Origin of the sequence: Morganella psychrotolerans (genome assembly GCF_001676055.1) — a bacterium.
In the GTDB taxonomy this organism is placed as follows: domain Bacteria; phylum Pseudomonadota; class Gammaproteobacteria; order Enterobacterales; family Enterobacteriaceae; genus Morganella; species Morganella psychrotolerans_B.
Genome location: NZ_LZEX01000043.1, coordinates 55379 through 81703, shown reverse-complemented (window position 1 = coordinate 81703; position 26325 = coordinate 55379). Strand labels below are relative to the sequence as shown.

The window sequence follows — 26325 nt, the reverse complement described above, 5'->3', positions numbered from 1 at the left end:
TACAATTACATTATATATTATTCGATGCTGTATTCTTGTAATTTATACATTAATGCCCGTCGACTGATACCTAATGCAGATGCAGTGTGTGTCTTATTATTTTGATATTCTGCCAGTGCAGAAATAATCAGCTCTTTTTCATAGGCTTTAATGTTTTCTTTTAAATTCAATCCCTGCTCCTGCATGACCGGCAGCAACGGTATCTCCTGATCCCTCACCTGTGACAACAATTGCTCCGGCAGATCTTCCGGGAAAATCACAAAGCCCGTGCTCATAATAACTGCCCGCTCAATTACATTGGAAATTTCCCGCACATTCCCGGGCCACGAATATCCCGTCAGCAGAGCCAGTGTTTCCGGCGCCAGTTCGATAATATCCCGGTTATTCTCCTGACTGAATTTCTGTAAGAAATGGGAAGCCAATAAGCTGATATCCTCCGGGCGCTCACGCAGAGGAGGTAAGTTCAGATGGATAACATTCAGACGGTAGAAAAGATCCCGCCGGAAATGCCCTTCCCGCACGCGTTCATCCATATCCCGGTTTGTCGCGGCGACAATGCGGAGATCCACCCGGATAGTGTTACTGCCACCGACCCGCTCAAATTCTTTTTCCTGCACAACCCGCAGTAATTTTACCTGCAAATCCGATGGCATCTCACCAACTTCATCAAGCAATAATGTACCGCCACTTGCCCGTTCAAACAGCCCCTGCCGCTGAACCTGAGCACCGGTAAATGCACCTTTTTCATGACCGAACAATTCACTTTCCAGCAATGAACCGGGCAATGCCCCGCAGTTTACTTTAATAAAAGGTCCGTTTGCCCGTTCACTGTTGTAATGAATCGCCCGCGCCACCACTTCTTTGCCTGTCCCGCTTTCCCCTGTAATTAATACACTGGCCTGGCTGCGGGACACTTTGGCGATATCACGGCAGATTTCCATCATTTTCGGGTTGCGGGTCAGCATTCTTCCCCATTGATAACTGGTACTCAGCTCACGGTGCAACAGGTTAATTTCCTGTTTCATCTCCTGTAATTGCAGCGCGCGGGAGATAAGTAGTTTAAGCTCAGTTAAATCAAAGGGTTTTATCACATAATCAAATGCGCCGAGGCGCAGCGCCTCGACGGCGGTTTCCACCGCGGCATAAGCCGTCATCAGGATAACGGGTATGGCTGAGTTAATATCCCGCATTTGCTGGAGAGCCTCAATGCCATCGAGTTTCGGCATACGGATGTCCATCAGCACCACATCAGGCTGTTCTTGTTTAAAACACGCCACAGCAGCTTCGCCGTCTGCGGCGGTCAGGATGTCGTGCCCGTCAATCCGGAAAGCCGTCTGTAGCATCTGACTCAGGTTTTTTTCATCATCAACAATCAGAATACGGTAAGATTTAGTTGTTATCATTGTACTTACTCTGCGTTACCGGCAACATTATTGTGAACGTTGTGCCATGATGTTCCTGACTTTTCAGAAAGATATCCCCGCCATGGCCTGTAATAATCCGCTGACTGATAGCCAGTCCCAGCCCCGTTCCGGATGCTTTTGTGGTAAAAAACGGATCAAATATTTTTTTCTGTAATTCCGGTCTGATGCCGCATCCGTTATCACGGATAACCACCATGACCCGGTTATCTTCACTGTAATGCGTCGAAATAAACATCTCACCCCGCGCGGGAATAGACTGGACAGCATTAATAATAATATTGAGTAATACCTGTCTGAGCAGCTCACTGTTTGCTTCAATCAGCGGCAGCGTTTCATCGGGTTCATAATGGAAAGAGACCCTCGCTTCGACACCTTTGGTCTTTACCAGAACCAGCGCTTCCTCAATCAACCGGTTTATACTGACCGGACGGAATATTTCTGTCTGCGGACGGGAGAAATCCAGCAACTGGCGGATAATACGGTCGATTGAATCCACTTCTTTCAGAACAATGTCGATATAACTCAGCTTATCCGGATTATTTTCCAATTCTTTGAGGATCTGCACGAACCCGCTGATCGCCGTGAGAGGATTACGGACCTCATGCGCTACACCTGCCATCATCTCTCCCAGCGTGGCGAGTTTTTCTGCCTGCTGCATCCGCCGCTGTACTTCTTTTTGCGCAGTGAGATCTTTAAATATCACCAGCGCGCCGATAAGCTCCCCGGCCGCATTACGGATCTGGCTGGTACTGACGTTAATCTGAATCATGCGATCTTTTGCCGGGTAATCAATTTCCAGGCTGACATGCTCAATTCCCTGGTTGAGGGTATCCAGCACCGGGCTGGAAAAATCGCGCCCGGAAAAGATATCGCCATAATATTTGCCGTACATATCCCGCTGCAGATAGCCGGTAATACCCTCTGCCGCCGGGTTTATCATCGTCACACAACCATTAATATCCACGGCAATCACCCCGTCAGCTGCACTCTCAATGATTAATTCATTCAGCGTTTTCATTTCCCGCAGCGCCTGCGCTAATGTATTCACACTGTCACTGATTTCACCCATTTCACCTTTCATCATAGGCAGATGAGTATTGAGATTACGGGAAAGATCACTCAGTCCGTTTTTAATCGCGTTAATATCCCGGCTGAAATGACGGGAAAACCAGACAATAATCAGCAGACTGAAAACAATTCCGAGTGAAATCACCGAAAGGATTTTGACATCCATCGCCAGTGCCTGGCGGTCAATATCATCAGTCAGCTCATTCGCCCACACATAGCCGATAACCTTTCCGTCGCGCTTTATCGGGATCATAGCGTTCATGATATTGCCGCGGACCTGGCTTCCCCAGCCAATTTCCGGCTCTCCTGTTGCCAGCACCCTTTTTCCCGGGTGTTCGTCAGTGATCGTGGTGCCGATTTTGTTGCCGTAAAGTGCGCGCGGGGAGTAAGTCACAATACCGTCCAGCTCACGGTGGTAATACCCGGCACCGACGCCCGGGAATGTCGCGGTAATCACTTCGGCTTCCGGATACAATTTTTCACTGATTAATGCCAGCCGCTTATCCCGGGGAAGCAACACGCCCAGTTCATACTCTTTATCCAGTGACTGCTCCAGCAACCGTGCCACAGAGTAAAGTTTGTTGCGTTTTTCCTGTAACAGCGCAGCGCGCCCCTCAGTTTCAACAAAATAGCCGATAATTAATGTCGGGACAGTCACCAATATAATGGCCATCAGGATTAATTTGTCCCGCAGGCTGAACGGACAGTATTTATGCAACACGGCAGTCCCATTTAGAAAGAATATCGACGATTTATCATAATCAAGTGGTTAAAAAATATCTTTGCGAGCGGTCATACTTCCGTAATATCAATAAAAACAATAAGATATTAGAAATATCAATATATTGAACACATTATGATAATCCGCTGATAAGACTGAAAATGAAGTGACTAAATCGAAAAAAACGGTCGGCGGGGGAGAGGGAAAAAAGAAAGAACAGTGGCAGGAGACACACTCCCGCCACCGGATAACACAGGGCGATTACTTCACAAACTCACTGGCTTCGCGGGCAAGTCTGCCGATTTCCGCCCAGTTTTTTGCTTTGATCAGTGAAGCCGGCACCATCCAGGAGCCACCGCATGCGACAATCTGTGGGATAGCCAGATAGTCGCGGATGTTATTCAGTCCGATACCACCGGTAGGCATTACCTGTAACTGGTGATACGGCGCCAGCATGGCTTTGATCATCGGAATGCCGCCTGACGGCTCCGCCGGGAAGAACTTCACAAAATCAATGCCGAGCTCCAGCGCCTGCTCAACCGCGCTCGGGTTATTAATGCCCGGGACAATCGGGATATCCATCTGCTGACACGCCTGCACAGTATTAGGGTTCAGTCCCGGAGAGACAACAAACTGCGCTCCGGCAGCTTTTGCCTGACGCACCTGCTCGCGGTTGATTACTGTACCCGCACCCACCAGCATATCCGGACGTGCTTCGCGCAGCAGTTTAATCGCTTCTGCCGCACACTCGGTACGGAAGGTAATTTCTGCCACCGGCAGACCATTATCTGCCAGTGCCTGACCTAACGGGATAATATCTTCGGCGTTATCCACCGCAATAACCGGTACAATTTTCAGCTGACGGAAACGGGCTATCATTGCCTGTAATTCGGACATCATATTCTCCTGCTTTTCCCGTTAAAGAGAGTGAGTAAATAAAGTATCAGTGACCGGGCGGGTCGCCGCCTGCGGGATAATCGCGCCTTTGTGCTGAATGACCACGCCGGCAAGCCGGTGTCCCATACGCGCGGCCGTTTCAATATCCGCCCCGGTAAGCCAGCCCGCCAGAAAACCGGCATTGAATGCATCACCGGCAGAAGTGGTATCCACCACCTGCTCAACCGGTGTGGTGGCAATATTCACCACCGGCGCATCAGTGCGCAGATCACGGTAATCACAGCCCTGCGCCCCGGCTTTTATAATCGCCTGTTTTACACCGGCTGCCGCGAGCCGCTCAAATGTGGCATTACGGGAGCGGTCTCCCCACAGACGTGCTTCGTCATCATCTGTTACCAGCGCCATATCGGTCAGGGCATACATTGCCTGATAACAGGCACGGGTTTCGTTTTCATCCGCCCACAGTGCCGGGCGGTAATTACTGTCAAACAGGATTGTTTTACCCTGCTGTGACAGTGTTTTTAAATCATCCAGCAGCCGCAGCCGGTCTTCCGGCGGTAAAATCGCCAGGCTGATGCCGCTGAGATACACCGCATCCATTTGTGCCAGTTGTGCAAGCAGCGCGGGATACTGCGGGTGGCGGACAAGATAGCGCGCCGCTGAATCATTGCGCCAGTACAGGAATGTCCGCTCGCCCTGTTCATCGAGCTGGATAAGATACAGTCCCGGCTGATGGTTTGAGTCGATAAGCACGAGTTGTGTATTGATCCCTTCCGCCTGCCAGCGGCTGATCATGCCTTTACTGAGCGGATCGGTGCCCATCGCTGAGACAAAATTGACCTCAACTTTATCACCGGCGGCGCGTGCCAGATATAACGCACTGTTAAGCGCATCACCACCGTAACGCTGAACCATCTCCCCGAACGGCACGCCGTTCAGTTCGATCATGCATTCACCAATCAGGCCTATCCGTTTGACTGTCATTATTCACCTTTCGCAGCTGAAAAATAACCCTGTGCATTATTAAAGCAGATATCACGCACCATCTGTCCCAGCATATCTTCATCAGCCGGAATTTCGCCGTTAACCGCCAGATTACCCAGCATATTACACAGAATGCGGCGGAAGTATTCATGACGAGTATAGGACAGGAAACTGCGCGAATCTGTCAGCATACCGACAAACTGACTTAACAGCCCGAGTTGTGATAATTGCTCTAACTGACGCTGCATACCGTCTTTCTGGTCATTAAACCACCAGCCGGAGCCGAACTGAATTTTCCCGGCGATACCACCGCCCTGGAAGTTGCCGATCATGGTCGCCAGCACTTCATTGTCACGCGGATTCAGGCAATAAAGAATAGTGCGCGGCAGTTCATCAGTTTTATCCATCTCATCAAGCAGACGCGAGAGCGGATAGGCCACCGGCGCATCACCAATAGAATCAAAACCACAATCTGCACCAAGCAGATTAAACATGCGCGTATTATTATTACGCAGCGCACCAATATGTAACTGCATGACCCAGTTGCGTTTTGCATACTGTTTACCGAGCCAGACCAGCACCGCTGTTGCAAACTGCGCTGTTGCCGTTTCATCCGGGATCTCCCCGCTGAGACGTTTTTGCAAAATATTGTCGAGCACAGATTCATCAGGTACCGGCGCATAGCGCAGAATTTCGATACCGTGATCGGATGCCACGCAGCCGTGCTGCTCAAAGTGATCGAGGCGGCGCTCAAGTGCGGTCAGTAAATCGCTGAACCGGGAGATATCCACATCGGCGCTCTGCCCCAGTTTCACCATATAATCCGTAAAGCCGTCCAGCTCGATTTTAAATGCACGATCCGGGCGCCAGCTCGGGCGCACTTCAATAGTAAAACTCTTATCCTGTGCAATCTGATGGTGATAAGTCAGTGAGTCCGCAGGGTCATCGGTTGTGCCCACCATCTTCACATTCATTTGCTGCATAATGCCGCGCGCGGAAAATTCAGGCTGCGCCAGTTTTTCATTGGCTTCATCCCAGATACTCTGTGCCGTTTGCGGACCAAACAGTTTGCCGGTGATCCCGAACGGGCGGCGTAATTCCAGATGTGTCCAGTGATACAGCGGATTACCCAATGTCATCGGCACGGTTTTTGCCCATGCCTGATATTTTTCATAATCACTGCTGTCGCGTCCGGTGATCAGCCGCTCAGGGATCCCTGCGGAACGCATACCACGCCATTTGTAGTGATCGCCTTCCAGCCAGATCTGTCCTAGGTTATCAAACCGGCGGTTTTCCGCGATTTCGCGCGGATTCAGATGACAGTGATAGTCATAGATTGGCATGTCTGCCGCATAGCCATGATACAAACGGCGGGCAATCTCACTGTGTAATAAAAAATCGTCGCAAAGAAATGGTTTCATCATGATCTCCGGGATTACAGTGCGGCAACCGCCTGACGGGCACCGACATCCAGTAACTGCTGATAGGCACGTTTTACGGCATCAACAAACGCCTGCTGCTTCGCTAATGTCTCACCAAAAACAGACTCAATTGCCAGCAGTTCATCCACGACCGCAACAGAAAGTCCGTGTTTTGCATAAATCGCCGCAAAGGTTTCTGCCAGCGGGTCGCGCACATCAATCGGATTGCCCTGCTCATCAGTGCCGCTGATATAACGCATCCAGCCCGCCACACCCAGCGCCAGACGGCGGTAATCACTGCCGTTTGCAATATGCCACGCGACCGGATCCAGCAGGCGCTGTGGTAATTTCTGGCTGCCGTCCATCGCAATCTGCCATGTCTGGTGTTTCAGGGACGGATTGGTAAACCGGTCGATGAGATTATCCGCATACGCAACTAAATCAGTTTCTTCCGGCATAATCAGTGTCGGCGCTTGTTCATCAAGCATCAGCGCCCGCGCAGCTTTGCGGTAATCCGGGTTGGTCATGGTATCGGAAATGTGCGCATATCCGCCTAAGTAACCGAGGTACGCAAGGAATGAGTGGCTGCCGTTAAGCATACGCAGCTTCATTAATTCAAACGGCACCACATCCTGTACAAACTGCGCACCCGCGCAATCCCATTCAGGGCGGCCGTTAACAAAATTATCTTCAATTACCCACTGACGGAACGGCTCACAGGCGATAGCACAGTTATCTTCTGTGCCCAGCAGTTGTGCGATTTCAGCCAGTGTTTCCGGTGTGGCAGCCGGAACAATACGGTCAACCATAGTGCACGGGAAAGTAACATCGGTTTCAATCCGCGCAGCCAGCGCCGCATCCTGCAACCGCGCCAGTCCGAGCACCGCTTCACGGGCAACATGACCATTTTCACGGACATTATCACAGGAGAGCACCGTAAACGGCGGCAGCCCGCGTGCAAAACGGCGCTTAAGTGCCGCAGTGATATAGCCGATTGCTGATTTCGGGGTGTCCGGTGTGGCTAAATCCTGTTTAATCAGTGCATTATCAGGATCGAGTTTGCCGGTTGCGGGGTCAGTGCAATAGCCTTTTTCTGTCACCGTCAGTGAAACAATGCTGACATCCGGTGACGCCATTTTCTCAATGACAGCATCAATACCATCAATCAACGGGTGCATGGCCTCTTTCATTGACCCGATGATTTTCAGTTCGGTTTTTTCCGCACCTTTTTCTGCCACGGTGTACAACATGGACTGTGACTGTAAGCCTTCAATCAATGCAGCATCCGCAGCAGACATCAGATTGACTTCGCAATATCCCCAGTCGCTGTCTGTTTTTTCTAATACGTGATGCGTGTACAGCGCCTGGTGTGCGCGGTGAAATGCGCCGCAGCCGAGATGAACAATACGGGTGGTAAGGCGGTCAGTCGTCCAGGCCGGACGCTTGGCGGTGATAACGGCGGTGACAAGATTTTTTTCCATTACAGGCTCCCGGAGAGCAGGCCGCAGAGAGTGTCTCACGACCTGCCGGAACAAAAGACAGGGTAAAATTATTTTGTATAAAATGCGCGGTGAATGCCCATCTCCAGACCACGGATTTCCGCCAGCCCTTTCAGGCGACCGATTGCCGAATATCCCGGATTGGTTTTCTTTTTCAGGTCATCCAGCATCTGGTGACCATGATCCGGACGCATCGGAATAAGTGCTTCCCCGCCATTTTCGCGGCGACGGTTCTCTTCGGCAGCAACGGCGCTTATCACACTATACATATCCACATCACCATACAGATGCGCGGCTTCGTGGAACGTGTTCGGGTTCTCTTCACGCAGTGTGGAACGCAGGTGAAGGAAGTAAATCCGCGGACCAAACGTCTCTATCATATTAACCAGGTCATTGTCAGCGCGTACGCCGTAAGAGCCGGTACACATGGTATAACCATTAGCGTCACTGTTAACGGTATCTGCCATCCACTGCATATCTTCAATCGTGGAAACAATGCGTGGCAATCCCAGGATAGGACGCGGAGGATCATCCGGATGCACCGCCATTTTCAGACCGGACGCTTCGGCAACCGGGATGATTTTTTTCAGGAAATACGCAAAGTGTTCACGTAATTTTGCTTTATCGATACCAGTATAACGCCCCAGGTGTTGGCGAAATTGTTCAAGTGTATAGCCCTCTTCCGCACCCGGAAGACCGGCAATAATATTATTGATTAGTTTTTGTTTTTCATCGTCCCGCATGGTTTCAAAGCGGATTTTCGCCTGAGCCCGTTCTGCGGCAGTATAGTCTTGCTCTGCCCCTTCGCGCTGTAAGAGGTAAATTTCAAATACCGCGAATTCAATCTGATCAAAGCGCAGGGCTTTGGAGCCGTCCGGCAGTTCATATTCAAGATCTGTCCGTGTCCAGTCGAGAACAGGCATAAAGTTATAACAGACGGTATAAATACCACAGGCCGCGAGGTTGCGCAGAGACTGCTGATAGTTTGCGATCCATTTTTCATAGTCGCCGGTTTGTGTTTTGATATCTTCATGGATAGGCACGCTTTCCACAACCGTCCATTCCAGATGGTTCGCTTCAATCAGCGCTTTGCGTGTCTTAATCTCTTCAACAGTCCAGATGTCACCATTCGGAATATGGTGCAGCGCGGTCACAATACCGGTAGCACCCGCCTGACGGATATCAGATAAAGTAACCGGATCAGCCGGTCCGTACCAACGCCAAGTTTGTTTCATACTAAACCTCGTTTATGCTCCGCAGATATCATCATATTTCGTTATAATATTGATTGGTTGACCAATTATTTCCCCGGTGTGGCGAATATTGCTGTCAAATCCTGCCGTATCCTCTGTATCTTCCTATCCGTACAAAGAAACGTCAAGTCTGAAATCAAAATTGGTCAACCAATACCGCATTTAAAAACAACAATAACTATTTGTTTTAAAATAAATATTAAGGACAAGCTAAAAATGACAAATACCGTTTTATTGTTTTGGTCACCCGGTGACGGGTGCATTATTATCCGGCGCACATCCCTGAGACAGAAATGAGCACCGGAGAACAACTTATGATGGTGAATAGTTTAAAACTAACTCAGGTAACCACAGGCTGAGCTGAGGGAAGTAGGTTACAACTGCCAGCGCTGCGATTAATGCCACGTACATAGGGATCAATGGCTTCAGCACCTTATCAATACTGACGCCACCCACAGAGCACCCGACAAACAATGCACTACCAACCGGCGGTGTACAGATACCAATAGCCAGGTTGAATGTCATGATTATCCCGAAGTGAACCGGGTCAATGCCCAGATCCATTGCAACAGGCAGGAAAATCGGGGTGAAAATCAGAACCGCTGGTGTCATATCCATAAAGATCCCGACAATCAGCAGGATGATGTTAATCACCAGCAGAATAGTCAGTGCATTATCTGAAATCGCCATTAACCCGTCAGCAATCAGATACGGCAGGTCAGCGTTTGCCATTGCCCAGGACATGCCCATAGATGCACCAATCAATAACAAAACAATTGATGTGGTAACGGCAGATTCCAGGATAATTTGCGGCAAACGGCTGAAACTGACTTCACGGTAAATAATCACCGCCAGTACAAAACTGTAGATAACGGCTATCGCAGAGGCTTCTGTGGCGGTAAAAATACCGGCGATAATCCCGCCCATAATAACCACAATCAGCATCAGGGAAGGAACCGCTTTCCAGACTGTAACTAAAAACTCATTCCAGGTCGGGCGCGGTGCAACCGGATATCCCCGTTTCTTCGCAATGATCCCGGAGACAATCATCAGTGACAGCCCCATCAGGATGCCGGGGATATATCCCGCCAGAAACAGCGCGGCAATAGAAGTTCCGCCTGATACCAGGGAATACACAATCAGTGTATTACTCGGCGGGATAAGCAACCCTGACGGGCAGGATGCAATATTTACCGCAGCGGACAGCTCCGGGTCATAGCCCTCTTTCTTCTGCATCGGTGACATAGTGCCACCGACGGCGGCGGCAGAAGCAACCGCTGAGCCTGAAATTGCACCGAATAACATGTTTGCCATGATATTCACATGCAGCAGCGACCCCGGTAAACGCCCGCCAATCACCTTCGCGACATTAATTAACCGCGCGGCAATACCGCCCTGGTTCATAATGTTACCCGCAAGGATAAAGAACGGAATTGCCAGCAGAGAAAAGTTATCCACCCCTGCAGCCATGCGCTGCGCTACAACGGTAATAGCCGCGTCCAGCGGCAGAGTCATCGCTATCGCGACTAAAGATGACAAACCGATAGCAAAAGAAACCGGTACACTGAGTACCAACAGAAATGCAAAGGTGCCGAAGAGCGCGGCAATAACATACCAATCCATAATTAACCTCTCATCGCACCATTATTGGCTATCAGTCAGTTCAGCAGATGCTGAGCCAGGCTGAAAGAGTGAAAAGATATCAACCAGTGCATACATGATCATCAGTAACCCGCTGACAGGTAAGCAAAGATAGATATAACCCATCTGCCAGCCCAGAGCCGGCGTGATTTGCCCGCTTGCCAGCGTGGATAACACCAGCGTGCCCCCGCCATACACCAGTACGACACCGGCGAATGTAATAATCGCCAACTGAATAACGACACTAATAAATTGTTTTCTTGCTCCCGTCAGTTTCATGACGAGAAGATCGATAGCGAGATGCCTGTGCTGTCCGGTTGTGTATGCCGCACCAATCATCGCGACCCACATAAAAAGATAACGGGCAAGCTCATCTGTCACTGTGCTCGGTGAGCTGAGGATATAGCGGGATAACACCTGCCATGTCACACAGAGCACCAGAAATGCAGATAAACAGATCGTAAAAACAGCCAGCCCTTTATTAATCAACGCTACAAGGTTTTTCATCGGCCTTGTCCTTGTTCTTCTTCTGGTTAACCAATTTGGCAAATGTCACACCAAATACAGATTTTGCTGTTCGAGAATAGTCTATCCGGCTGAAAACAGTGAGTGACGGCGATCACAAAATGATTTGGTTAACCAAAGTGCGGGGTATTTTTGTGATAGTGGTCAACCAATGCAAGTTTGCCTTTTGACCAACAGCTCACTTCTGACTAAGGTACAAAGACATAAAAAGACATAATAAGAAACTTATCCCCCCTCCGGAGATCCCTAACGTGAAAAACAGCAAACGTATCATCAGTACTGTTATCGGCGCTTTATTTGCTCTCAGCGCTTCCCAGGCTTTTGCCGCCACCACACTGAAGCTCAGCCATAACCACAACCGCGATCACGCTGTTCATAAAGCAATGGTAAAATTCGCCGATGACGTAAAAGAAAAAACACAAGGTGAAGTCCGTATCCGACTTTACCCGGATGCACAGTTAGGTAATCAGCGCGAATCCATGGAATTGATGCAAAACGGTGCGCTGGATATTGTGAAATCCAACGCAGCTGAACTGGAAGCGTTCTCTCCGGCGTATTCCGTCTTTAACCTGCCGTACCTGTTCCGTGATAAACCGCATTATGAAAAAATTATTTATGGCGATATCGGGCAGGAGATTCTGGATTCCAGCCAAAAAAGCGGCTTTATCGGTTTAACTTACTATGATGCGGGTGCACGCAGTTTCTATGCTAAGAAACCCATCCGTACCCCGGCTGATCTGAAAGGTCTGAAAATCCGTGTTCAGCCAAGCCCGACCGCTATTGCAATGGTAAATGCGCTGGGCGGAAATCCGACTCCGCTGGCATACGGTGAGCTTTACACTGCCCTGCAACAAGGAGTGGTGGATGCGGCAGAAAATAATATTCCGTCCTATACTCTGAGCCGCCACAATGAAGTCACCAAGTTCTTCTCACTCGATGAACACACAATGGTACCGGATGTATTGGTGATGTCGACAAAATCACTGGATAAACTAACTCCGGAACAGCAGGCAATCGTAAAGCAGGCGGCAAAAGATTCTGCACAGGTCATGGCAAAACTGTGGGCAACGGCTGAGAAAGAAGAACGCGCGAAAGTTGAAAAACTGGGTGTTGAATTTATCACAGTGGATAAAGTCACATTCCAGGATGCGGTAAAACCTATGTATGACGAGATCGCGAAAAGCAATCCGGCTCTGTCTTCAATGGCTGATCGTATCCGCGACGTAAAATAATCTGAGTTGTATTTCTCATATACCCAACGTCATTCAGAATGCAGGCAGGCGGCAAGCTCCGATTGCCGGGGAGCATAGATAAACTATGTGACCCGGCCAGCTGAGCGTAGCCAACGAACCTGCAGTTTGAATGAATAGGGGTATAAGCCACCCTGTATTATCAATATTGGGTGGTTTGTTTTATATTATGGCTGTCAAAATCATTTTTGGTTGACCAATATCTGGTAAACTAGCGTTGTTTTCTTTTTATTTATGGCACCGCAGATGACTCAATTTATCGAATCAAAACGTCCTTATCAGGAAGTCGGCCACGCATTGCGTCAGATGATCATCAACATGGACTTTGCTGTGGGTGACAAACTTCCGCCGGAGCGTGAAATAGCAGACATGCTCAGCGTGTCGCGCACGGTTGTACGCGAAGCATTAATTATGCTGGAACTGGAGAACCTGATTGAGGTTCGTAAAGGGTCCGGTATCTATATTGTTGCGCTTCCCCATCAGAGGGAAAATGTGGCAACGGAGCCTTGCGCGCTGAATGCCGCAGGTCCTTTTGAGCTTCTCCAGGCACGCCAGTTGCTGGAAAGTAATATTGCTGAATTCGCCGCCACCCAGGCAACCCCGCTGGATATTGCTAATATGCGCAGTGCGCTGCAACGGGAGCGCGATGAGCTGAAAACCGGTGAAGATGAAACCGGTGACCGTCAGTTCCACCTGGCGATTGCCGAGGCGACACATAACAGTATGCTGGTTGAATTGCTCAGGCAATCCTGGGCATGGCGGGAAAATAACCCTATGTGGTTAAAACTGCATACCAGGATCGCGGATAAAGAGTATCGCAAAGAGTGGATGACGGATCATCAGGTGATCCTTGCCGCTATGATTAAAAAAGACCCTGCCGCTGCCAAAGAAGCGATGTGGCAGCATCTGGAAAATGTTAAACAGCGTCTGCTGGAACTTTCCGATGTCGACGACCCTAATTTTGATGGTTATTTGTTCAATTCATATCCGGTCGATCTGGTCCGTAATTAATCCGGATTGATAATCCGTCTCTGAACTACGTAGAAAACCGGGCATATTTTGTCCGGTTTTTTATTTTAACGGCCAAAAATAACGACGAAAAAATAAAAAAATACCCTTATTATTCATAATGTGATTAGTATCTCATTTATAAAATCAGCATAATCATCTGATAGATAAGCATTATTTTTTCGCAGAGAAATTTATTCTCTGTCCTCTCCGGCGACATAATCTTTTTAGAAAATTTTTTCTGGTTACCTGTGCCAATATCCGTCCATTACAATAACAATTAACTGACTATTCATCGTATATTTCACAGGACACCTAACATGAGTAAAAAAAATTGCCACAGTGCTTATCCATGGCGGACAACAGCAGGATAATGTTAATCATGCTATTTTCCCGGCGATTACCACCGCAAGCACCTTTGTTCAGACCAGCCTGAGTGAACACGGAGAATACGCTTATTCACGCGTCAGTAACCCGACCCGCCACGCATATGAAACTCTGCTGGCAGATGTAGAAGAAGGCACTTATGCGACCGCTACCGCATCTGGTGTTGCCGCCGCCGCACTGGTCCTGAATATGTTCCCGCAGATCGCACATTATTGCAATGAAAGGCGTTTATGGCGGAACCTTCCGCTTATTTGAACGGGTCGCCAAAGAGAACTGCGGGCATGAATTTGATTATGTTGATCTCAATGATTTAAGCGCTGTACGCAGTAAAATCAAAGATAATACCCGCATGATCTGGATAGAAAGCCCGACTAATCCGTTACTGGAACTGGTGGATATTCAGGCGATTTGCGCACTGGCAAAAGAGCATAATATTGTTACCTGTATCGATAACACCTTTGCTACACCATGGAACCAGAAACCGCTGACCATGGGCGCGGATCTGATTATGGTGTCGTCCAGTAAATATATCGGCGGGCACTCTGATCTTATCGGCGGCGCGGTAATCACCAACCGTGATGACCTGGCAGAAAAACTGAATTTCCTGAAAACCACAACCGGCGCTGTCGCATCTCCGTTTGATGCCTATCTTGCGCTGCGCGGGCTGAAAACCCTGGCACTGCGCATGGCAGCACAGTGCAGTAATGCGCAGGCCGTCGCAGAATATCTCTGTGGTCATGAAAAAATCGAAAAAATATTCTATCCGGGCCTGAAAACTCACCCTCACTATGCACTGTGTCAAAAACAGATGCGTACCGGCGGTGCGGTCGTCACCATACAGCTGAAAGGCGGTCTGGCAGAGACAGAAGAGTTTGTCCGCAAGCTGCGTTACTTCGTTCTCGCGGAATCTCTGGGCGGTGTGGAAAGTATGGTAAACCACTCAGCGACCATGTCCCACGGCTCAATGACCCGCGAAGAACGTGAAGAAATTGGTGTTTTTGACAGCACACTGCGTCTGTCTGTCGGTATTGAAGATATCGGCGATTTACTGGCTGACTTAGAGCAGGCATTAGCCTGAGTCTCCGCATTTCATTACAATAATAAATAACAGCAGAGAAAGCGTATGCAGGACTATGGAATCTGGACGATCATCACCCCGGTCGTCACTATCATTTTAGCAATTTGTACCCGTCAGGTGATTTTATCGCTGCTGATCGGGATACTTGTCGGGTTTACCGTCATTCATGATCACAACATTCTTCTGGGGATCCGCGGCACGCTTGAAGGCATAATTGATGTCTTTAAGTCATCAGGTAACGCCAAAACCATCATCTTTATGCTGATGATTGGCGGGATTATGCGCCTGGTTGTCGTTACCGGCGGTGTGCGGGCACTTGTACGCCTGCTCACCAATAAAACACAGATAATCAAAGGCAGAAAAGGTGTACAACTGCTGGCGATGATTATTACCTCACTGATTTTTATTGAAAGCTCAATCAATCAGCTGGTTTCCGGTGCATCCACCAAAGCACTGGCGAAAAAATACGGCGTACCGCCTGAGAAGATGTCATACATCATCCAGACCGCCTGTGTCTCTGTTTGTTCTTCCGCCATGATTAACGGCTGGGGTGCGGCAATGATGGGAGTGATTGGTGTTCAGATCTCACAGGGACTGATTACCGGCGAACCGTTTGATATTCTTGCTCATTCTATGGTGTACAACATCATGGCATGGTTCTCGCTCGCCAGTATTCTGTTCTACATTTTCAGTAATGTGTCCTGGGGACCGATGCGCAAAGCAGAAATGCGTGCGCAGGCTATCAACTATTCCGCTGATGCCATTACTGCTACAGAAGAATCAGAAGAGCCGGAAGAAGATGATAAAGATATTATCAATCATCCGAACTGCCATACTTCACTGAACTTCTTTATCCCTATTCTCTCCACCATTCTGATGGTGCCGGTGGCACTGTATATCACAGGTGACGGCGAATTCAGCAAAGGCAGCGGCTCCACATCTGTTTACTGGGGCGTGATGTTCGGCACCGCGGTATCCTTTATCTGGTTCCTTCTCCGCCGCGTGATGAATGTGGATACTTTCTTTAAAGAGCTGTATATCGGCTACGCGAGCATGATTAAAATCAGCTCCGTGATGATCCTGGCTTTCCTGATGGGACACGTTTCCTCTGACCTGAACACCGGTGCCTATATTGCCCAGGTGACGTCCGGGGTGATAGCACCGGGCTTCTCTGTCGGCTTTATCTTCCTTATCAGTGCTGTAATGTCACTGGCAACCGGAACCTCGTGGGGCACATTCGCGATTATGATCCCGATTGGTGTACAACTGGGTATTTCTGTCGGCATGCCGCCGGAATATATGATTGGTGCGGCAATTGCCGGCTCTATCTTCGGTGATATGACATCGCCTATCTCCAGCGATGCAATTGTCGCCTCAATGGCAACAGATTGTGATCATATTGAGCATATCCGCACCCAGATGCCGTACGCCGTATTAACAGCAAGTTTTGCACTGGCCGTCTATCTCTGGTTAGGATTCACTTACTGAGACTGACAGGAAACATTCAAGGAAACGCTATGTCATCTTCTGTACTCTCAGCCGGGGAAACCCGGCTGCATCAAACGCTGGCACTGTTCAGCAAGATTGATTTACTCGGCGGTGTGATGCCGCTGAATAAACTGAATCATCTCTCCCGCCTGCTGGGACGTGATATTTACATCAAGCGCGATGATTTAACGCCTCTCGCCGCCGGGGGTAATAAACTGCGTAAGCTGGAATTTCTGATGGCTGAGGCTCTGGAAAAAGGGGCAAAAACCATTGTGACCGCAGGTGCTATCCAGTCAAATCACGTTCGCCAGACAGCGGCAGTCGCCGCGATGTACGGGCTGAAATGTGTGGCGTTACTGGAAAATCCAATCGGCAGTCAGGAAACAAACTTTCTGAACAACGGCAATAAACTGCTGAGCGATTTATTCGGCGCTCAATGTGTTATGTGTGATGCGCTGACCGATCCCGATGCACAGATGCAGACTCTGGTTGATGAAATGCAGCTGAAAGATGCCTGTATCATCCCGGTTGGCGGCTCAAATCTGCTGGGTTCTCTCGGGTATGTACAGTGCGCTCTGGAAATTGCACAGCAACAACCGGAAGGTGTTGAATTCGGCGCCGTCGTTGTTGCTTCCGGCAGTGCGGGAACACATGCAGGGCTTTCAATTGGCTTGCAGCTCGTCATGCCGCAAACCCCGGTGATTGGTGTCACGGTATCGCGCACTTATGCTGACCAGGCTCCGAAAGTCATTAAACTGCAAAATGAACTGGCACCGCTGTTTGCTATTGAAACACCGGCACCGGTCATCCTGTGGGATGATTACTTTGCACCCGAATACGGAATGCCGAATGCCGGCGGGCTGGAAGCGATTGAACTGCTGGCACGCTGCGAAGGTATCCTTCTGGATCCTGTTTATACCGGCAAAGCAATGGCCGGGTTGATTGACCAGGTACGCCGTAATCCGCAGGATACATCACCATTGCTGTTTGTTCATACCGGTGGTGCAACCGGCTTATTTGCTTATCCGGAAGTGAGTGCTCCGATAAAATAATAATTCGGTAACATGCTGCTAAAATCCAACAGATACGGGTAACATATTATTTATCCGTATCTGTCACTTCCTTTCCTGAATCATAATTTACCAATCAGTCTCATTTATCACGAATATATCTTATTTCGCTTTCTAACAAACGCACAACAATATAATAAAAATTAAACTATATTTATAAAAAACATTGATATCTCCCGCATAATAGCGCTCTGCTATATGTAAGGAAATAATACGCTTATTATGCGTTTCCCTTTCATTTAGATTTCACCAACCCACTGATAAATAATGGATTTATTCTGGGTTATTATTATTTTCCATGAACATAATTCGCGTAATATGAAACCGGATAAAATAAAAATCAATGATAATCAACAGGTAACAATAGATTATCACTCTGAAATATAACGAAACACCAAACAACACTCCGATACACCAGACTATTCCGGAAATAAACGATTAAGGTATACTTATATTGTGAGTGACTTAGTCATCACTTATTTATCACTAAAATAAACGTACATAATAATGTCAATGCAGCATCATTTTATATCTGACTCATGCCGGAAAGCATCTGCTTCCTATAAGCCAGACCAGTAAACAGGACACAGATGAACTGATATACAGACAATATTTATTTCAGGATAAATAAATTTATTAAGTCGGGTGTAAAGACTCACATCCTTTACCAAATACAATTATTTATAGCTATTTTGACCGTTATTTTTAATCAGATTAATATCTGACGATAAATGGTGCGTATTAGTTTTATTTAGCTACCCAGAATACTATCTATATTAATTCAAACAAGGTTTTTTAATGAAAACGTTTTTAACAGGTAAAACTGTATTATCTATTTTATTGGCAGGTTCAGTAATGAGTGCATCCGCTGTTGAACAGGAAGGCATAATTTCATTCAGAGGTTTTATTTATAACGCAACCTGTTCAATCGACATTAATAACTCCAATTCACCAAATGCAGATGTTGCAATGGGACGTTACCCGACCAGTGCATTTGAAAGTAAAGGTGATGAAGTTGGCGGAGAAGGAAAGAATGGTTCGCTGGATATTTCATTAATTGATTGCCCGGATCAGGGCACTGTAAAATTACAGCTGCATGGTACCAGGAAAGATGGTTACGCATCTGTTCTGGAATTAGATAATCCGAATGATGATAACACAGCTAAAAATATCGGTATTATTATTTATAACCGTGACAATATGGATGACCCTATTACTATTGATGGCGAGTCTGAAGAGTATGATGTTGTTTCCAGTACAGAGTGGCATGCAAGCTATGTCGCAAAATATACCAGTACTGCTGACGATGTTGAAGCCGGCCAGGCTGATGCAACATTAAATTATACGCTTTCCTATAATTAATTTTAGTGCGCAGATTATTTAATCTGCGCATTCCTTTTATATTATGATGAAATCAGGCAATATTATGTTTACTAAAAAAATCACTATCTCTGTTTTAACATGCCTTTTATTTACTGTAAAAAGTTATGCAGGGTTCGGTCTGGAAACTACCCGCCTTGTTTATAATGAAAAAAATAATAGTGAAGGTGTCGTTGCTTTTAATACCGACAAAAACAGAAACTATCTGCTGCAATCCTGGGTTGAAGATAAAGCCGGAAAGGTCAGTCCTGACTTTGTTTCCACTCCCCCTTTATTAAAATTGCGGGCAGAACAAAAAAATACATTACAGGTAACAAAAGTGGTTAATTTGCCCTCAGACAAAGAATCGCTTTATTGGCTGAATGTTAAGTTTGTTGCGCCAAGCAGTGAAGGTCAGGAAAACGTTTTACGTTATTCCATGACAAACAGAATAAAAATAATTTACCGTCCGGCATCATTAGATAATAAAGATATTGAAACCTATGTTGATAAGTTAACCTGGAATGTATCCGGAAACTCTCTCACCGTAAAAAACCCGACACCTTATTATGTTAATGTCTCAAAATTAGTCATTAATAATCAGGAAATAAAACTACCTGATGGTTATCTGACGCCAAAATCCGAAGAAAAACTGATATTATCCGGTACAAAAAATTCACCCGCACATATCAGGCTGATATATATAAATGACTATGGTAAAGCGATTGAGAAAAACGTTTCTGTTAAATAAATCATGATGACCACTATGAAAAATACGTATAATAAAAATCACTTCATATCATTGTCTGTAATGTCATTTCTGCTTGCAGGGACATCCTGCTCAGCGATTGCCGGTGACTATTACCCGCCTGGTTTATTCAGCATTGCCGGTGTTGAATCGCAGTTAACTAATGAAGAACTTGATGTCTTCAAAGAAAATGATATAGCGCCGGGGAAATATAAAGTTAACTTATTCATTAATAATAATAAGGTATCTAATCAGGATATTGATTTTATTCTGATGAAAAATAGTACCGGAAATAAAAAACTGGCGCCTTGCTTTTCAAAAGCAGACTGGGATAATTTTGGTATTGAATTTCCTGTATCATCTGATGAAAATCAAAATACAGATAACTGCCTTAATATTAATAACATTGAGTTTGTACAAGGCTATTTGGATCTCAATACTAAAGTTTATTCCCTTACCGTCCCTCAATCTTATCTTAATAAAGATAAGCTATCACAGATAGAAGAAAAAAAACTGGGATAATGGCATCCCTGTATTATTTGTTGATTACTTATTCTCTGCTTTCAATCGCCAACATAATGGCAATTCTGATGATAACTATTACGGTAACATTCGAACCCGCGTAAATATGGGTGCATGGCGCTACAAAAATTACTCGACCTGGATGAATGATACCAATGGAAAAAAGAAATGGAATAATATAAGCAATACTCTTTCACGAAATATTAATAAAATAAAAAGTGAATTCACTATCGGGGATTTATACTCCTCATCACAGTTGTTTGACTCCGTTAAATACCGTGGTGTTCGTCTGACAACAGACAGAACAATGGAACCAACAAATAAAACGAATTATGTTCCGACTATTTCCGGACTGGCCAACTCAGAAGCGACTGTCACTATTGTTCAAAATGGTGAAACAATATTTAAACAAAGTGTGCCCGCAGGTCCATTTAATCTGACCAACTATTTCCCTATGAGCAATGGCGGAAATCTCTACGTTAATATTACAGAAACAGATGGTAGTGAAAAAAAACTTCATTGTGCCTTTTTCGTCAATCTCAACATTGGAAAGGAAAGGTAACATACGCTACAGCCTGTCCAGCGGAAAATATGACAGCCGCAATGATGGTGATGGGAAATACATCAATCAGGCAGACGTTTTTTATGGTTTTACCGATTTTATTACACTTTACGGTGGTGCATTTATCGCACCACGTTACCAATCCGGCGGGATAGGAGCGGCATTTAATTTAGGTGTTTTTGGTGCTATAACGACCGATATGTTACATGCAAAAACAACTATGGCAGATGATAAAAAATTCAGTGGTAATGCATTCCGTGTTAACTACTCAAAGCGTCTCGAGGCAACAAATACAAGTCTCACCTTAGTTGGCTACCGGCATTTTGACACTAACTTTTATCGTTTTGATGATGCAATGGCCTATCAGGATACTGACAATAATCATAATAAACTGAAAAATGAATATACATTATCCCTGAGCCAACCAATATTATCCGGGAATTCATCGTTGAACATTTCCTCTGTTATCTATGAATATACAAACGGGAAAAAACAAAAATCGTATAATGCCGGATTTAACAGCTCATTTAATAAAATGAACTATGGTATTTATTATAACTATTATCAGGGAGGCAAATCCCATGATAATAATAAAAACACCTATAATATCAGTATGAACCTCAGTGTTCCGTTGAGTATTAATGATTATCCTGTCTGGGCAAATTACAGCGCGTCTGTCGATAATGATCGCCAGTCATTACAAACTGCGGGGATAAGCGGTAATTATGGTGATAAACAACAAGGCAGCTGGGATATTTATCAAAGTCATGGCAATAAGGGTGTCGATTATTCAGGCGGATTGAGCAGTTCATACCGTTCACAATATTCAACCGTTCATGCCGGTTATTCATACAGTAAAGATAATAAAAACCTCAGTTATGGCATGAACGGTTCGCTGGTTGCCACACAGTATGGTGTTCTGGCAACCCCCGCGTTACAGGAAACCAATGCTCTGGTACTGACAAAAGATGCCGCAGGTATCGGTGTCGTTAATGGCCATTCACTGAAAACCAATAATTCAGGTCTGGCAATTGTCTCCGGAATGACCCCTTACCGGAAAAATAACATTACGATAGATACACAGACACTACCTGGTAATGTTGAGATTGAAAATAATATTATTAATAACATTGTTCCGACAAAAGGCGCACTAATTCTTGCCGACTTTGATGCAAAGAAAGGATATAAATTATTAATAAAACTCACATCGAAAGACAATACTGAAATACCACTGGGCGCAAAAGCAGCATGGAAGGATCACCTGACTATCTTGTCTCTAATTTCAGCTCACTTTATTTTGTTGCTAATAAAGAAAAAGGCAACATCCTTATTGAGTGGAAATATAACGGTGTCACACAAAACTGCCGGATGAATTACAATATTAACAATACTATTCCGACAAATGGTCTTTATATTATGACCTCAGATTGTCAGCAGGAGGTATTATGAATCGCTATAATATAATGAAAAAAACCAAACACCTGGCACTGACTTTACTGGTTACACTTGCCGGTCTGGGGACTATAAATAATGCCTATGCTCTACAGGATTGTGTTGAAAAAGGTAATCAGCGACACTCAACAATGACCTCGCAAATATCCCTCAAGCTGACCGGGAGCATAAAACAGCATCAGGAAGTCGGCCGGTTCAGCTTTGTTCGTGAGGGCGGCGTCGGTGGTGTTGCTGAATGTGGTCCGGATGCCGGTGTTCATGGCTATACCAGTTACAGCGAAGGAAGTGGTATTACTGCCAAGTATTATGCCGATATTGATGGTCGTCCTGCCTACCATATTTATCCTGGCGGGGATCGTAATTTTGTTTATGTTTTACTCGACAGCAGAACAGGAGTTCCTTTTCAGAACCACCCGGGGGCTGATGTTCCTGTTCCGGAAGGTAGCCTGTTACCGCTTGATTTAACCGTTATTATCTATGCCGCAAAAGATAATCCGGATACCCTCAATCTCTCAGGTGGTGCTTATATCGGTACCGTTTTAATTCAGGCCTTTAATCCCGGAGGAGGCACGACATCTGTCGGGTATAGTTACCGGCTGAAAGGTAAAATTGAAAACGCACCTTCCTCATGTAACCTGGAAAATTCAAATCTGGAATTTACATTACCACGGGCACCAACCAGTGCATTCTCTTCTGTTGGTTTTCCTGACGGAACATATACTGCAGAAGATGAATTATTCATTTCATGCAATGACAATGTTTCGGCAAACATGAAATTAATTGCGACGGATACTGAAAGTTATAATGGCAAAGACTCTGTTATTAAAATAGATAATGAAGGTCAGGGTAATAATGCTGCCGGAATTGGCTTTACCATAAAATCGCCGATGAACAATAACGAAATGCTGGTTAATCAGGAATTTATTAAAATTTCCGATCTTCAGGAAGGAAGAACCAGGGTTCCTCTTACCGCTGAATATTATCGCTATGGTGATTCAATAAAAGCAGGGAAAGCAGAAGCAACGGCACAGTTCGTTTTGCAATTCGATTAACCACTGCACACTGAATAATCTATGATTATCAATCAGATCAATACCCAACATAATTCAAGATACAGGAAGGCGGCAAGGGAGGACAGACGGGGAGCATACATTAGTATGTGACCAGGCTGTCCTCGTTCCGCCAACTGACCTGCAGTTTGAATGAATAAGGGTATGTTCAGGCATTACAGCGCCGTGCCATACTAACAGATGAGAGATTATACAACGGAGTTCCCAGAAGATAGTGGTCATATACCGTCAGACCCGGTGTCTTATCTTTTTCCATCGCATAATATTCAACCGGCAAAATAAAAGACAATAATAATAACGAAAGCCCTGCATTACGGATAACACGGCGGGGGAATACACTGCTTAACAGATGAACAACACCGAAATAAGCCACTGACACAATAATAAAAAAGCTGGTAATACCGATATTGCCGGCCAGTGCATCTCCGGCAGGCAATGTATATTCCTGACTGAGCAGAGCAGGAAGATCCGCAATATATTGTGATCCCGCCTCCCGGCGGAAAAAAGCAGATGCCGATAAATTCAGTCCCCACAGTAATGTCAGTACGCCGACAAGCACTTTTCCCCAGCGGTAGCGGTAAAGATACATATTTGCCAACAGTAACAATGCGCCCATTACCGCAATTTTGACACTGTACTCCGCGCCCAGCCCGCCGGTTAATACCGCGGGTGCCAGTGCAATAATCACAATCAGCAAAACAGAAAAAAACAGATGCATAAATTAACTTTTAAGTAACATAAATAAGCGAAACGCAGTTAATCATTAACAACCGGATAAAACAAGTAAAAGGAGGAAAGAAAATGCGATCCCCTGACCGGAGACCGCGCTCTGTACTCTGAATAATCCGGGATGCCTGTAGGCGACAAGCGTAGTACAGCCAACGACCGGGCATCCTGCAGTATGACAGGTATAGTTTGTCAGTGTGACTTACCCTGCTCTATACCAAGACCAATTTGTGACCGGATAAACTGCGCTTCAAAGCGGCTCCGCTCTCCCTGCGCCTGCGCTGAGTTGTCAGTTACAGAGACCAGCCAGGAGGCAAGAAAGGCAACCGTCATAGAAAAAAGTGCAGGATATTCATATGGATAAATGGCTTTTTCATGCCCCAGAATACCGACCCAAATTGTCGGTCCCAGGATCATCAGAACCACCGCTGTTAATAATCCCAGCCAGCCTCCCGCCAGTGCACCACGGGTTGTCAGGCGTTTCCAGTACATGGACAATAGGATGATCGGGAAATTACAGCTTGCGGCAATCGAGAAAGCCAGTCCCACCATAAAGGCAATATTTTGTTTTTCAAACAAAATACCCAGCCCGATAGCCACTATTCCCAGAATAATCACGGTAATTTTTGAGACTTTCAGTTCATCCCGCTCATTCGCTTTACCATCTTTGATTGCACAGGCATACAGGTCATGAGAAACCGCTGAGGCGCCCGCCAGTGTCAGTCCGGCGACCACTGCCAGTATTGTGGCAAACGCAACGGCTGAAATAAAGCCGAGGAACAGGTTTCCGCCGACAGCATCCGCCAGATGAACTGCCGCCATATTTGTGCCGCCAATCAGCGCACCGGCCGCATCTTTAAATGCGGGGTTCGGGCTGACCAGCAAAATAGCGCCGAAGCCGATAATAAAGGTAAGAATATAGAAGTAGCCGATAAACCCGGTGGCGTAAAACACACTTTTACGCGCCTCTTTGGCATCACTTACCGTGAAGAAACGCATGATAATATGCGGCAAACCCGCGGTTCCAAACATCAGTGCCAGTCCGAGAGAAAGTGCTGAAATAGGATCAGAAACCAGTCCGCCCGGGCTCATGATAGCCAGCCCGTTCTTATGTACCGCCACAGCATCTTTAAACAAGGTATTAAAATTGAAATTGACCGCTTTCATCACCATCAGCGCCATAAAACTGGCACCGGCCAGTAACAGAACCGCCTTGATGATTTGTACCCATGTCGTTGCCAGCATGCCACCGAACAGGACATAGAACACCATCAGGATCCCGACAAGCACAACGGCAATCATGTAATCCAGCCCGAACAGCAGCTCAATCAATTTACCCGCACCCACCATCTGCGCAATCAGATAAAGCGCCACCACCACCAGCGATCCGCTGGCAGACAATACCCTGATAGGGCGGGCTTTCAGCCGGTAAGACACCACATCTGCAAAGGTATACCGCCCGAGGTTACGCAACCGCTCGGCGATCAGGAACAGGATAATCGGCCAGCCTATCAGAAAGCCGATAGAGTAAATCAATCCGTCATAGCCGGAGGTATAGACCAGCGCGGAGATCCCGAGAAAAGAGGCCGCAGACATAAAGTCCCCGGCAATAGCCAGCGCATTCTGAAACCCGGTAATTTTCCCGCCTGCGGTGTAATAATCCGCCCGTGAACGGGTGCGTTTTGATGCCCAGTAAGTGATGTAAAGTGTCAGACCGACAAATGCCACAAACATCATAATTGCCTGATAATTAACAGGCTGGCGTTCAACCGGCCCGCTTATCACATCGGCATAACTGAAAAACGGAAGTGAAGCCAGCAGAGCAGAGATGCGCTTGATCATGACTTCACCTCATTTAAAATTTCCGCTGTCAGGCGATCAAATTCGCCATTTGCCCGGAACGTATAAATTCCTGTCAGAACAAAGGCACTGACAATCAGCCCGACCCCGACCGGTATTCCGCGGGTAATCGTCAGACCGTCACTAATTGGCGTACCCAGCCATTGCGGATCAAACGCAATCAGAAAAATAAAACTGACATACAGTACGAGAGTAATGATGGACAGCGTCCATGAGAAACGACTGCGCTTTCTGATCAGTTCCTGAAAGCGAGGGTCATTCTCCACCTTTTGATAAATGGATTCACTCATTGAGGATACTCCTCTTTTATTG

Annotated in this window: 22 protein-coding genes and 1 pseudogene; 11 read left to right on the top strand and 12 right to left on the bottom strand. The window is 46.5% G+C overall.

Annotation, left to right across the window (positions count from 1 at the left end):
* Positions 1-17: 17 nt before the first annotated feature.
* The 9 genes from atoC to AYY17_RS17375 form a co-directional block, all read right to left on the bottom strand.
* Positions 18-1403 carry an acetoacetate metabolism transcriptional regulator AtoC gene (gene atoC / locus AYY17_RS17415; RefSeq protein WP_067425861.1) on the bottom strand — a complete coding sequence of 462 codons (1386 nt, stop codon included), beginning with the start codon at positions 1401-1403 and terminating at the stop codon, positions 18-20.
* Entirely contained in the window at positions 1390-3210 is a 1821-nt protein-coding gene (atoS, locus tag AYY17_RS17410; RefSeq protein ID WP_067426088.1) for a two-component system sensor histidine kinase AtoS, read from the bottom strand. The genes atoC and atoS overlap by 14 nt, the downstream gene beginning before the upstream one ends.
* Positions 3211-3474: 264 nt before the next feature.
* The gene (locus tag AYY17_RS17405) at positions 3475-4110 is read right to left on the bottom strand and encodes a bifunctional 4-hydroxy-2-oxoglutarate aldolase/2-dehydro-3-deoxy-phosphogluconate aldolase (RefSeq protein WP_067425858.1); all 636 of its coding nucleotides are present in this window, start codon (positions 4108-4110) and stop codon (positions 3475-3477) included.
* A gap of 21 nt (positions 4111-4131) precedes the next feature.
* Complete coding sequence (locus AYY17_RS17400; protein WP_067425855.1) at positions 4132-5094, bottom strand: sugar kinase; 963 nt, start codon at positions 5092-5094, stop codon at positions 4132-4134.
* Complete coding sequence (uxaC, locus tag AYY17_RS17395; RefSeq protein WP_067425852.1) at positions 5094-6515, bottom strand: glucuronate isomerase; 1422 nt, start codon at positions 6513-6515, stop codon at positions 5094-5096. Before uxaC ends, AYY17_RS17400 begins: the two co-directional genes overlap by 1 nt.
* Before the next feature lie 14 nt (positions 6516-6529).
* Positions 6530-7996 carry a fructuronate reductase gene (locus tag AYY17_RS17390; RefSeq protein WP_067425849.1) on the bottom strand — a complete coding sequence of 489 codons (1467 nt, stop codon included), beginning with the start codon at positions 7994-7996 and terminating at the stop codon, positions 6530-6532.
* A 68-nt stretch (positions 7997-8064) separates the two neighbouring features.
* Positions 8065-9249, bottom strand: a complete 1185-nt coding sequence (gene uxuA / locus AYY17_RS17385; protein ID WP_067425846.1) for a mannonate dehydratase — start codon at positions 9247-9249, stop codon at positions 8065-8067.
* Positions 9250-9579: 330 nt separating this feature from the next.
* A complete protein-coding gene (locus AYY17_RS17380; RefSeq protein ID WP_067425843.1) occupies positions 9580-10890 on the bottom strand; it encodes a TRAP transporter large permease in 1311 nt (436 codons plus the stop codon).
* Positions 10891-10911: 21 nt separating this feature from the next.
* Positions 10912-11415, bottom strand: a complete 504-nt coding sequence (locus AYY17_RS17375) for a TRAP transporter small permease (protein WP_067425840.1) — start codon at positions 11413-11415, stop codon at positions 10912-10914.
* Between the two features lie 269 nt (positions 11416-11684).
* Here AYY17_RS17375 and AYY17_RS17370 point away from each other — a divergent pair, with 269 nt between their 5' ends.
* The 11 genes and pseudogenes from AYY17_RS17370 (at position 11685) to AYY17_RS17330 (ending at position 23409) form a co-directional block, all read left to right on the top strand.
* Positions 11685-12665 carry a TRAP transporter substrate-binding protein gene (locus AYY17_RS17370; RefSeq protein ID WP_067425837.1) on the top strand — a complete coding sequence of 327 codons (981 nt, stop codon included), beginning with the start codon at positions 11685-11687 and terminating at the stop codon, positions 12663-12665.
* 264 nt (positions 12666-12929) lie between these two features.
* Complete coding sequence (locus AYY17_RS17365; RefSeq protein ID WP_235845424.1) at positions 12930-13694, top strand: FCD domain-containing protein; 765 nt, start codon at positions 12930-12932, stop codon at positions 13692-13694.
* 339 nt (positions 13695-14033) lie between these two features.
* Positions 14034-15156: pseudogene (locus tag AYY17_RS17360) on the top strand (trans-sulfuration enzyme family protein).
* A 45-nt stretch (positions 15157-15201) separates the two neighbouring features.
* Positions 15202-16644, top strand: a complete 1443-nt coding sequence (locus tag AYY17_RS17355; RefSeq protein WP_067425831.1) for a Na+/H+ antiporter NhaC family protein — start codon at positions 15202-15204, stop codon at positions 16642-16644.
* A gap of 29 nt (positions 16645-16673) precedes the next feature.
* Positions 16674-17696 carry a D-cysteine desulfhydrase gene (locus tag AYY17_RS17350; protein ID WP_067425827.1) on the top strand — a complete coding sequence of 341 codons (1023 nt, stop codon included), beginning with the start codon at positions 16674-16676 and terminating at the stop codon, positions 17694-17696.
* Between the two features lie 816 nt (positions 17697-18512).
* Positions 18513-19076, top strand: coding sequence for a fimbrial protein (locus tag AYY17_RS17345; RefSeq protein WP_067425824.1), 564 nt, complete (start codon positions 18513-18515; stop codon positions 19074-19076).
* Between the two features lie 64 nt (positions 19077-19140).
* Positions 19141-19824 carry a fimbrial biogenesis chaperone gene (locus AYY17_RS17340; protein ID WP_067425821.1) on the top strand — a complete coding sequence of 228 codons (684 nt, stop codon included), beginning with the start codon at positions 19141-19143 and terminating at the stop codon, positions 19822-19824.
* A 15-nt stretch (positions 19825-19839) separates the two neighbouring features.
* The gene (locus tag AYY17_RS22445; protein ID WP_235845421.1) at positions 19840-20343 is read left to right on the top strand and encodes a FimD/PapC N-terminal domain-containing protein; all 504 of its coding nucleotides are present in this window, start codon (positions 19840-19842) and stop codon (positions 20341-20343) included.
* Positions 20344-20449: 106 nt separating this feature from the next.
* A complete protein-coding gene (locus AYY17_RS22440; protein WP_235845420.1) occupies positions 20450-20905 on the top strand; it encodes a fimbria/pilus outer membrane usher protein in 456 nt (151 codons plus the stop codon).
* Positions 20847-22277, top strand: a complete 1431-nt coding sequence (locus tag AYY17_RS22435) for a fimbria/pilus outer membrane usher protein (RefSeq protein ID WP_235845419.1) — start codon at positions 20847-20849, stop codon at positions 22275-22277. Before AYY17_RS22440 ends, AYY17_RS22435 begins: the two co-directional genes overlap by 59 nt.
* Positions 22278-22350: 73 nt before the next feature.
* Complete coding sequence (locus AYY17_RS17330) at positions 22351-23409, top strand: fimbrial protein (RefSeq protein ID WP_067425818.1); 1059 nt, start codon at positions 22351-22353, stop codon at positions 23407-23409.
* A gap of 166 nt (positions 23410-23575) precedes the next feature.
* On the opposite strand, the gene AYY17_RS17325 is transcribed toward AYY17_RS17330, so the two are convergent.
* From AYY17_RS17325 to AYY17_RS17315, 3 genes are all read right to left on the bottom strand, one after another.
* A complete protein-coding gene (locus AYY17_RS17325; protein WP_067425815.1) occupies positions 23576-24145 on the bottom strand; it encodes a hypothetical protein in 570 nt (189 codons plus the stop codon).
* A gap of 200 nt (positions 24146-24345) precedes the next feature.
* Positions 24346-25995 carry a cation acetate symporter gene (locus AYY17_RS17320; RefSeq protein ID WP_067425812.1) on the bottom strand — a complete coding sequence of 550 codons (1650 nt, stop codon included), beginning with the start codon at positions 25993-25995 and terminating at the stop codon, positions 24346-24348.
* Positions 25992-26303 (bottom strand): DUF485 domain-containing protein, encoded by a 312-nt coding sequence (locus tag AYY17_RS17315; RefSeq protein ID WP_067405867.1) that lies wholly within the window; start codon positions 26301-26303, stop codon positions 25992-25994. The genes AYY17_RS17320 and AYY17_RS17315 overlap by 4 nt, the downstream gene beginning before the upstream one ends.
* Positions 26304-26325: the final 22 nt, after the last annotated feature.

Bases quoted from the DNA above. Each gene is read 5' to 3' on its own strand.
- AYY17_RS17365 (WP_235845424.1), top strand. From the start codon at position 12,930: ATGACTCAATTTATCGAATCAAAACGTCCTTATCAGGAAGTCGGCCAC.
- AYY17_RS17375 (WP_067425840.1), bottom strand. From the start codon at position 11,415: ATGAAAAACCTTGTAGCGTTGATTAATAAAGGGCTGGCTGTTTTTACG.
- AYY17_RS17350 (WP_067425827.1), top strand. From the start codon at position 16,674: ATGTCATCTTCTGTACTCTCAGCCGGGGAAACCCGGCTGCATCAAACG.
- AYY17_RS17340 (WP_067425821.1), top strand. From the start codon at position 19,141: ATGTTTACTAAAAAAATCACTATCTCTGTTTTAACATGCCTTTTATTT.
- AYY17_RS17315 (WP_067405867.1), bottom strand. From the start codon at position 26,303: ATGAGTGAATCCATTTATCAAAAGGTGGAGAATGACCCTCGCTTTCAG.
- uxuA (WP_067425846.1), bottom strand. From the start codon at position 9,249: ATGAAACAAACTTGGCGTTGGTACGGACCGGCTGATCCGGTTACTTTA.
- atoC (WP_067425861.1), bottom strand. From the start codon at position 1,403: ATGATAACAACTAAATCTTACCGTATTCTGATTGTTGATGATGAAAAA.
- AYY17_RS17320 (WP_067425812.1), bottom strand. From the start codon at position 25,995: ATGATCAAGCGCATCTCTGCTCTGCTGGCTTCACTTCCGTTTTTCAGT.
- AYY17_RS17380 (WP_067425843.1), bottom strand. From the start codon at position 10,890: ATGGATTGGTATGTTATTGCCGCGCTCTTCGGCACCTTTGCATTTCTG.
- AYY17_RS17355 (WP_067425831.1), top strand. From the start codon at position 15,202: ATGCAGGACTATGGAATCTGGACGATCATCACCCCGGTCGTCACTATC.
- AYY17_RS17400 (WP_067425855.1), bottom strand. From the start codon at position 5,094: ATGACAGTCAAACGGATAGGCCTGATTGGTGAATGCATGATCGAACTG.
- AYY17_RS17390 (WP_067425849.1), bottom strand. From the start codon at position 7,996: ATGGAAAAAAATCTTGTCACCGCCGTTATCACCGCCAAGCGTCCGGCC.
- AYY17_RS22445 (WP_235845421.1), top strand. From the start codon at position 19,840: ATGAAAAATACGTATAATAAAAATCACTTCATATCATTGTCTGTAATG.
- AYY17_RS17330 (WP_067425818.1), top strand. From the start codon at position 22,351: ATGAATCGCTATAATATAATGAAAAAAACCAAACACCTGGCACTGACT.
- AYY17_RS17405 (WP_067425858.1), bottom strand. From the start codon at position 4,110: ATGTCCGAATTACAGGCAATGATAGCCCGTTTCCGTCAGCTGAAAATT.
- AYY17_RS17345 (WP_067425824.1), top strand. From the start codon at position 18,513: ATGAAAACGTTTTTAACAGGTAAAACTGTATTATCTATTTTATTGGCA.
- AYY17_RS22440 (WP_235845420.1), top strand. From the start codon at position 20,450: ATGGGTGCATGGCGCTACAAAAATTACTCGACCTGGATGAATGATACC.
- AYY17_RS17325 (WP_067425815.1), bottom strand. From the start codon at position 24,145: ATGCATCTGTTTTTTTCTGTTTTGCTGATTGTGATTATTGCACTGGCA.
- uxaC (WP_067425852.1), bottom strand. From the start codon at position 6,515: ATGAAACCATTTCTTTGCGACGATTTTTTATTACACAGTGAGATTGCC.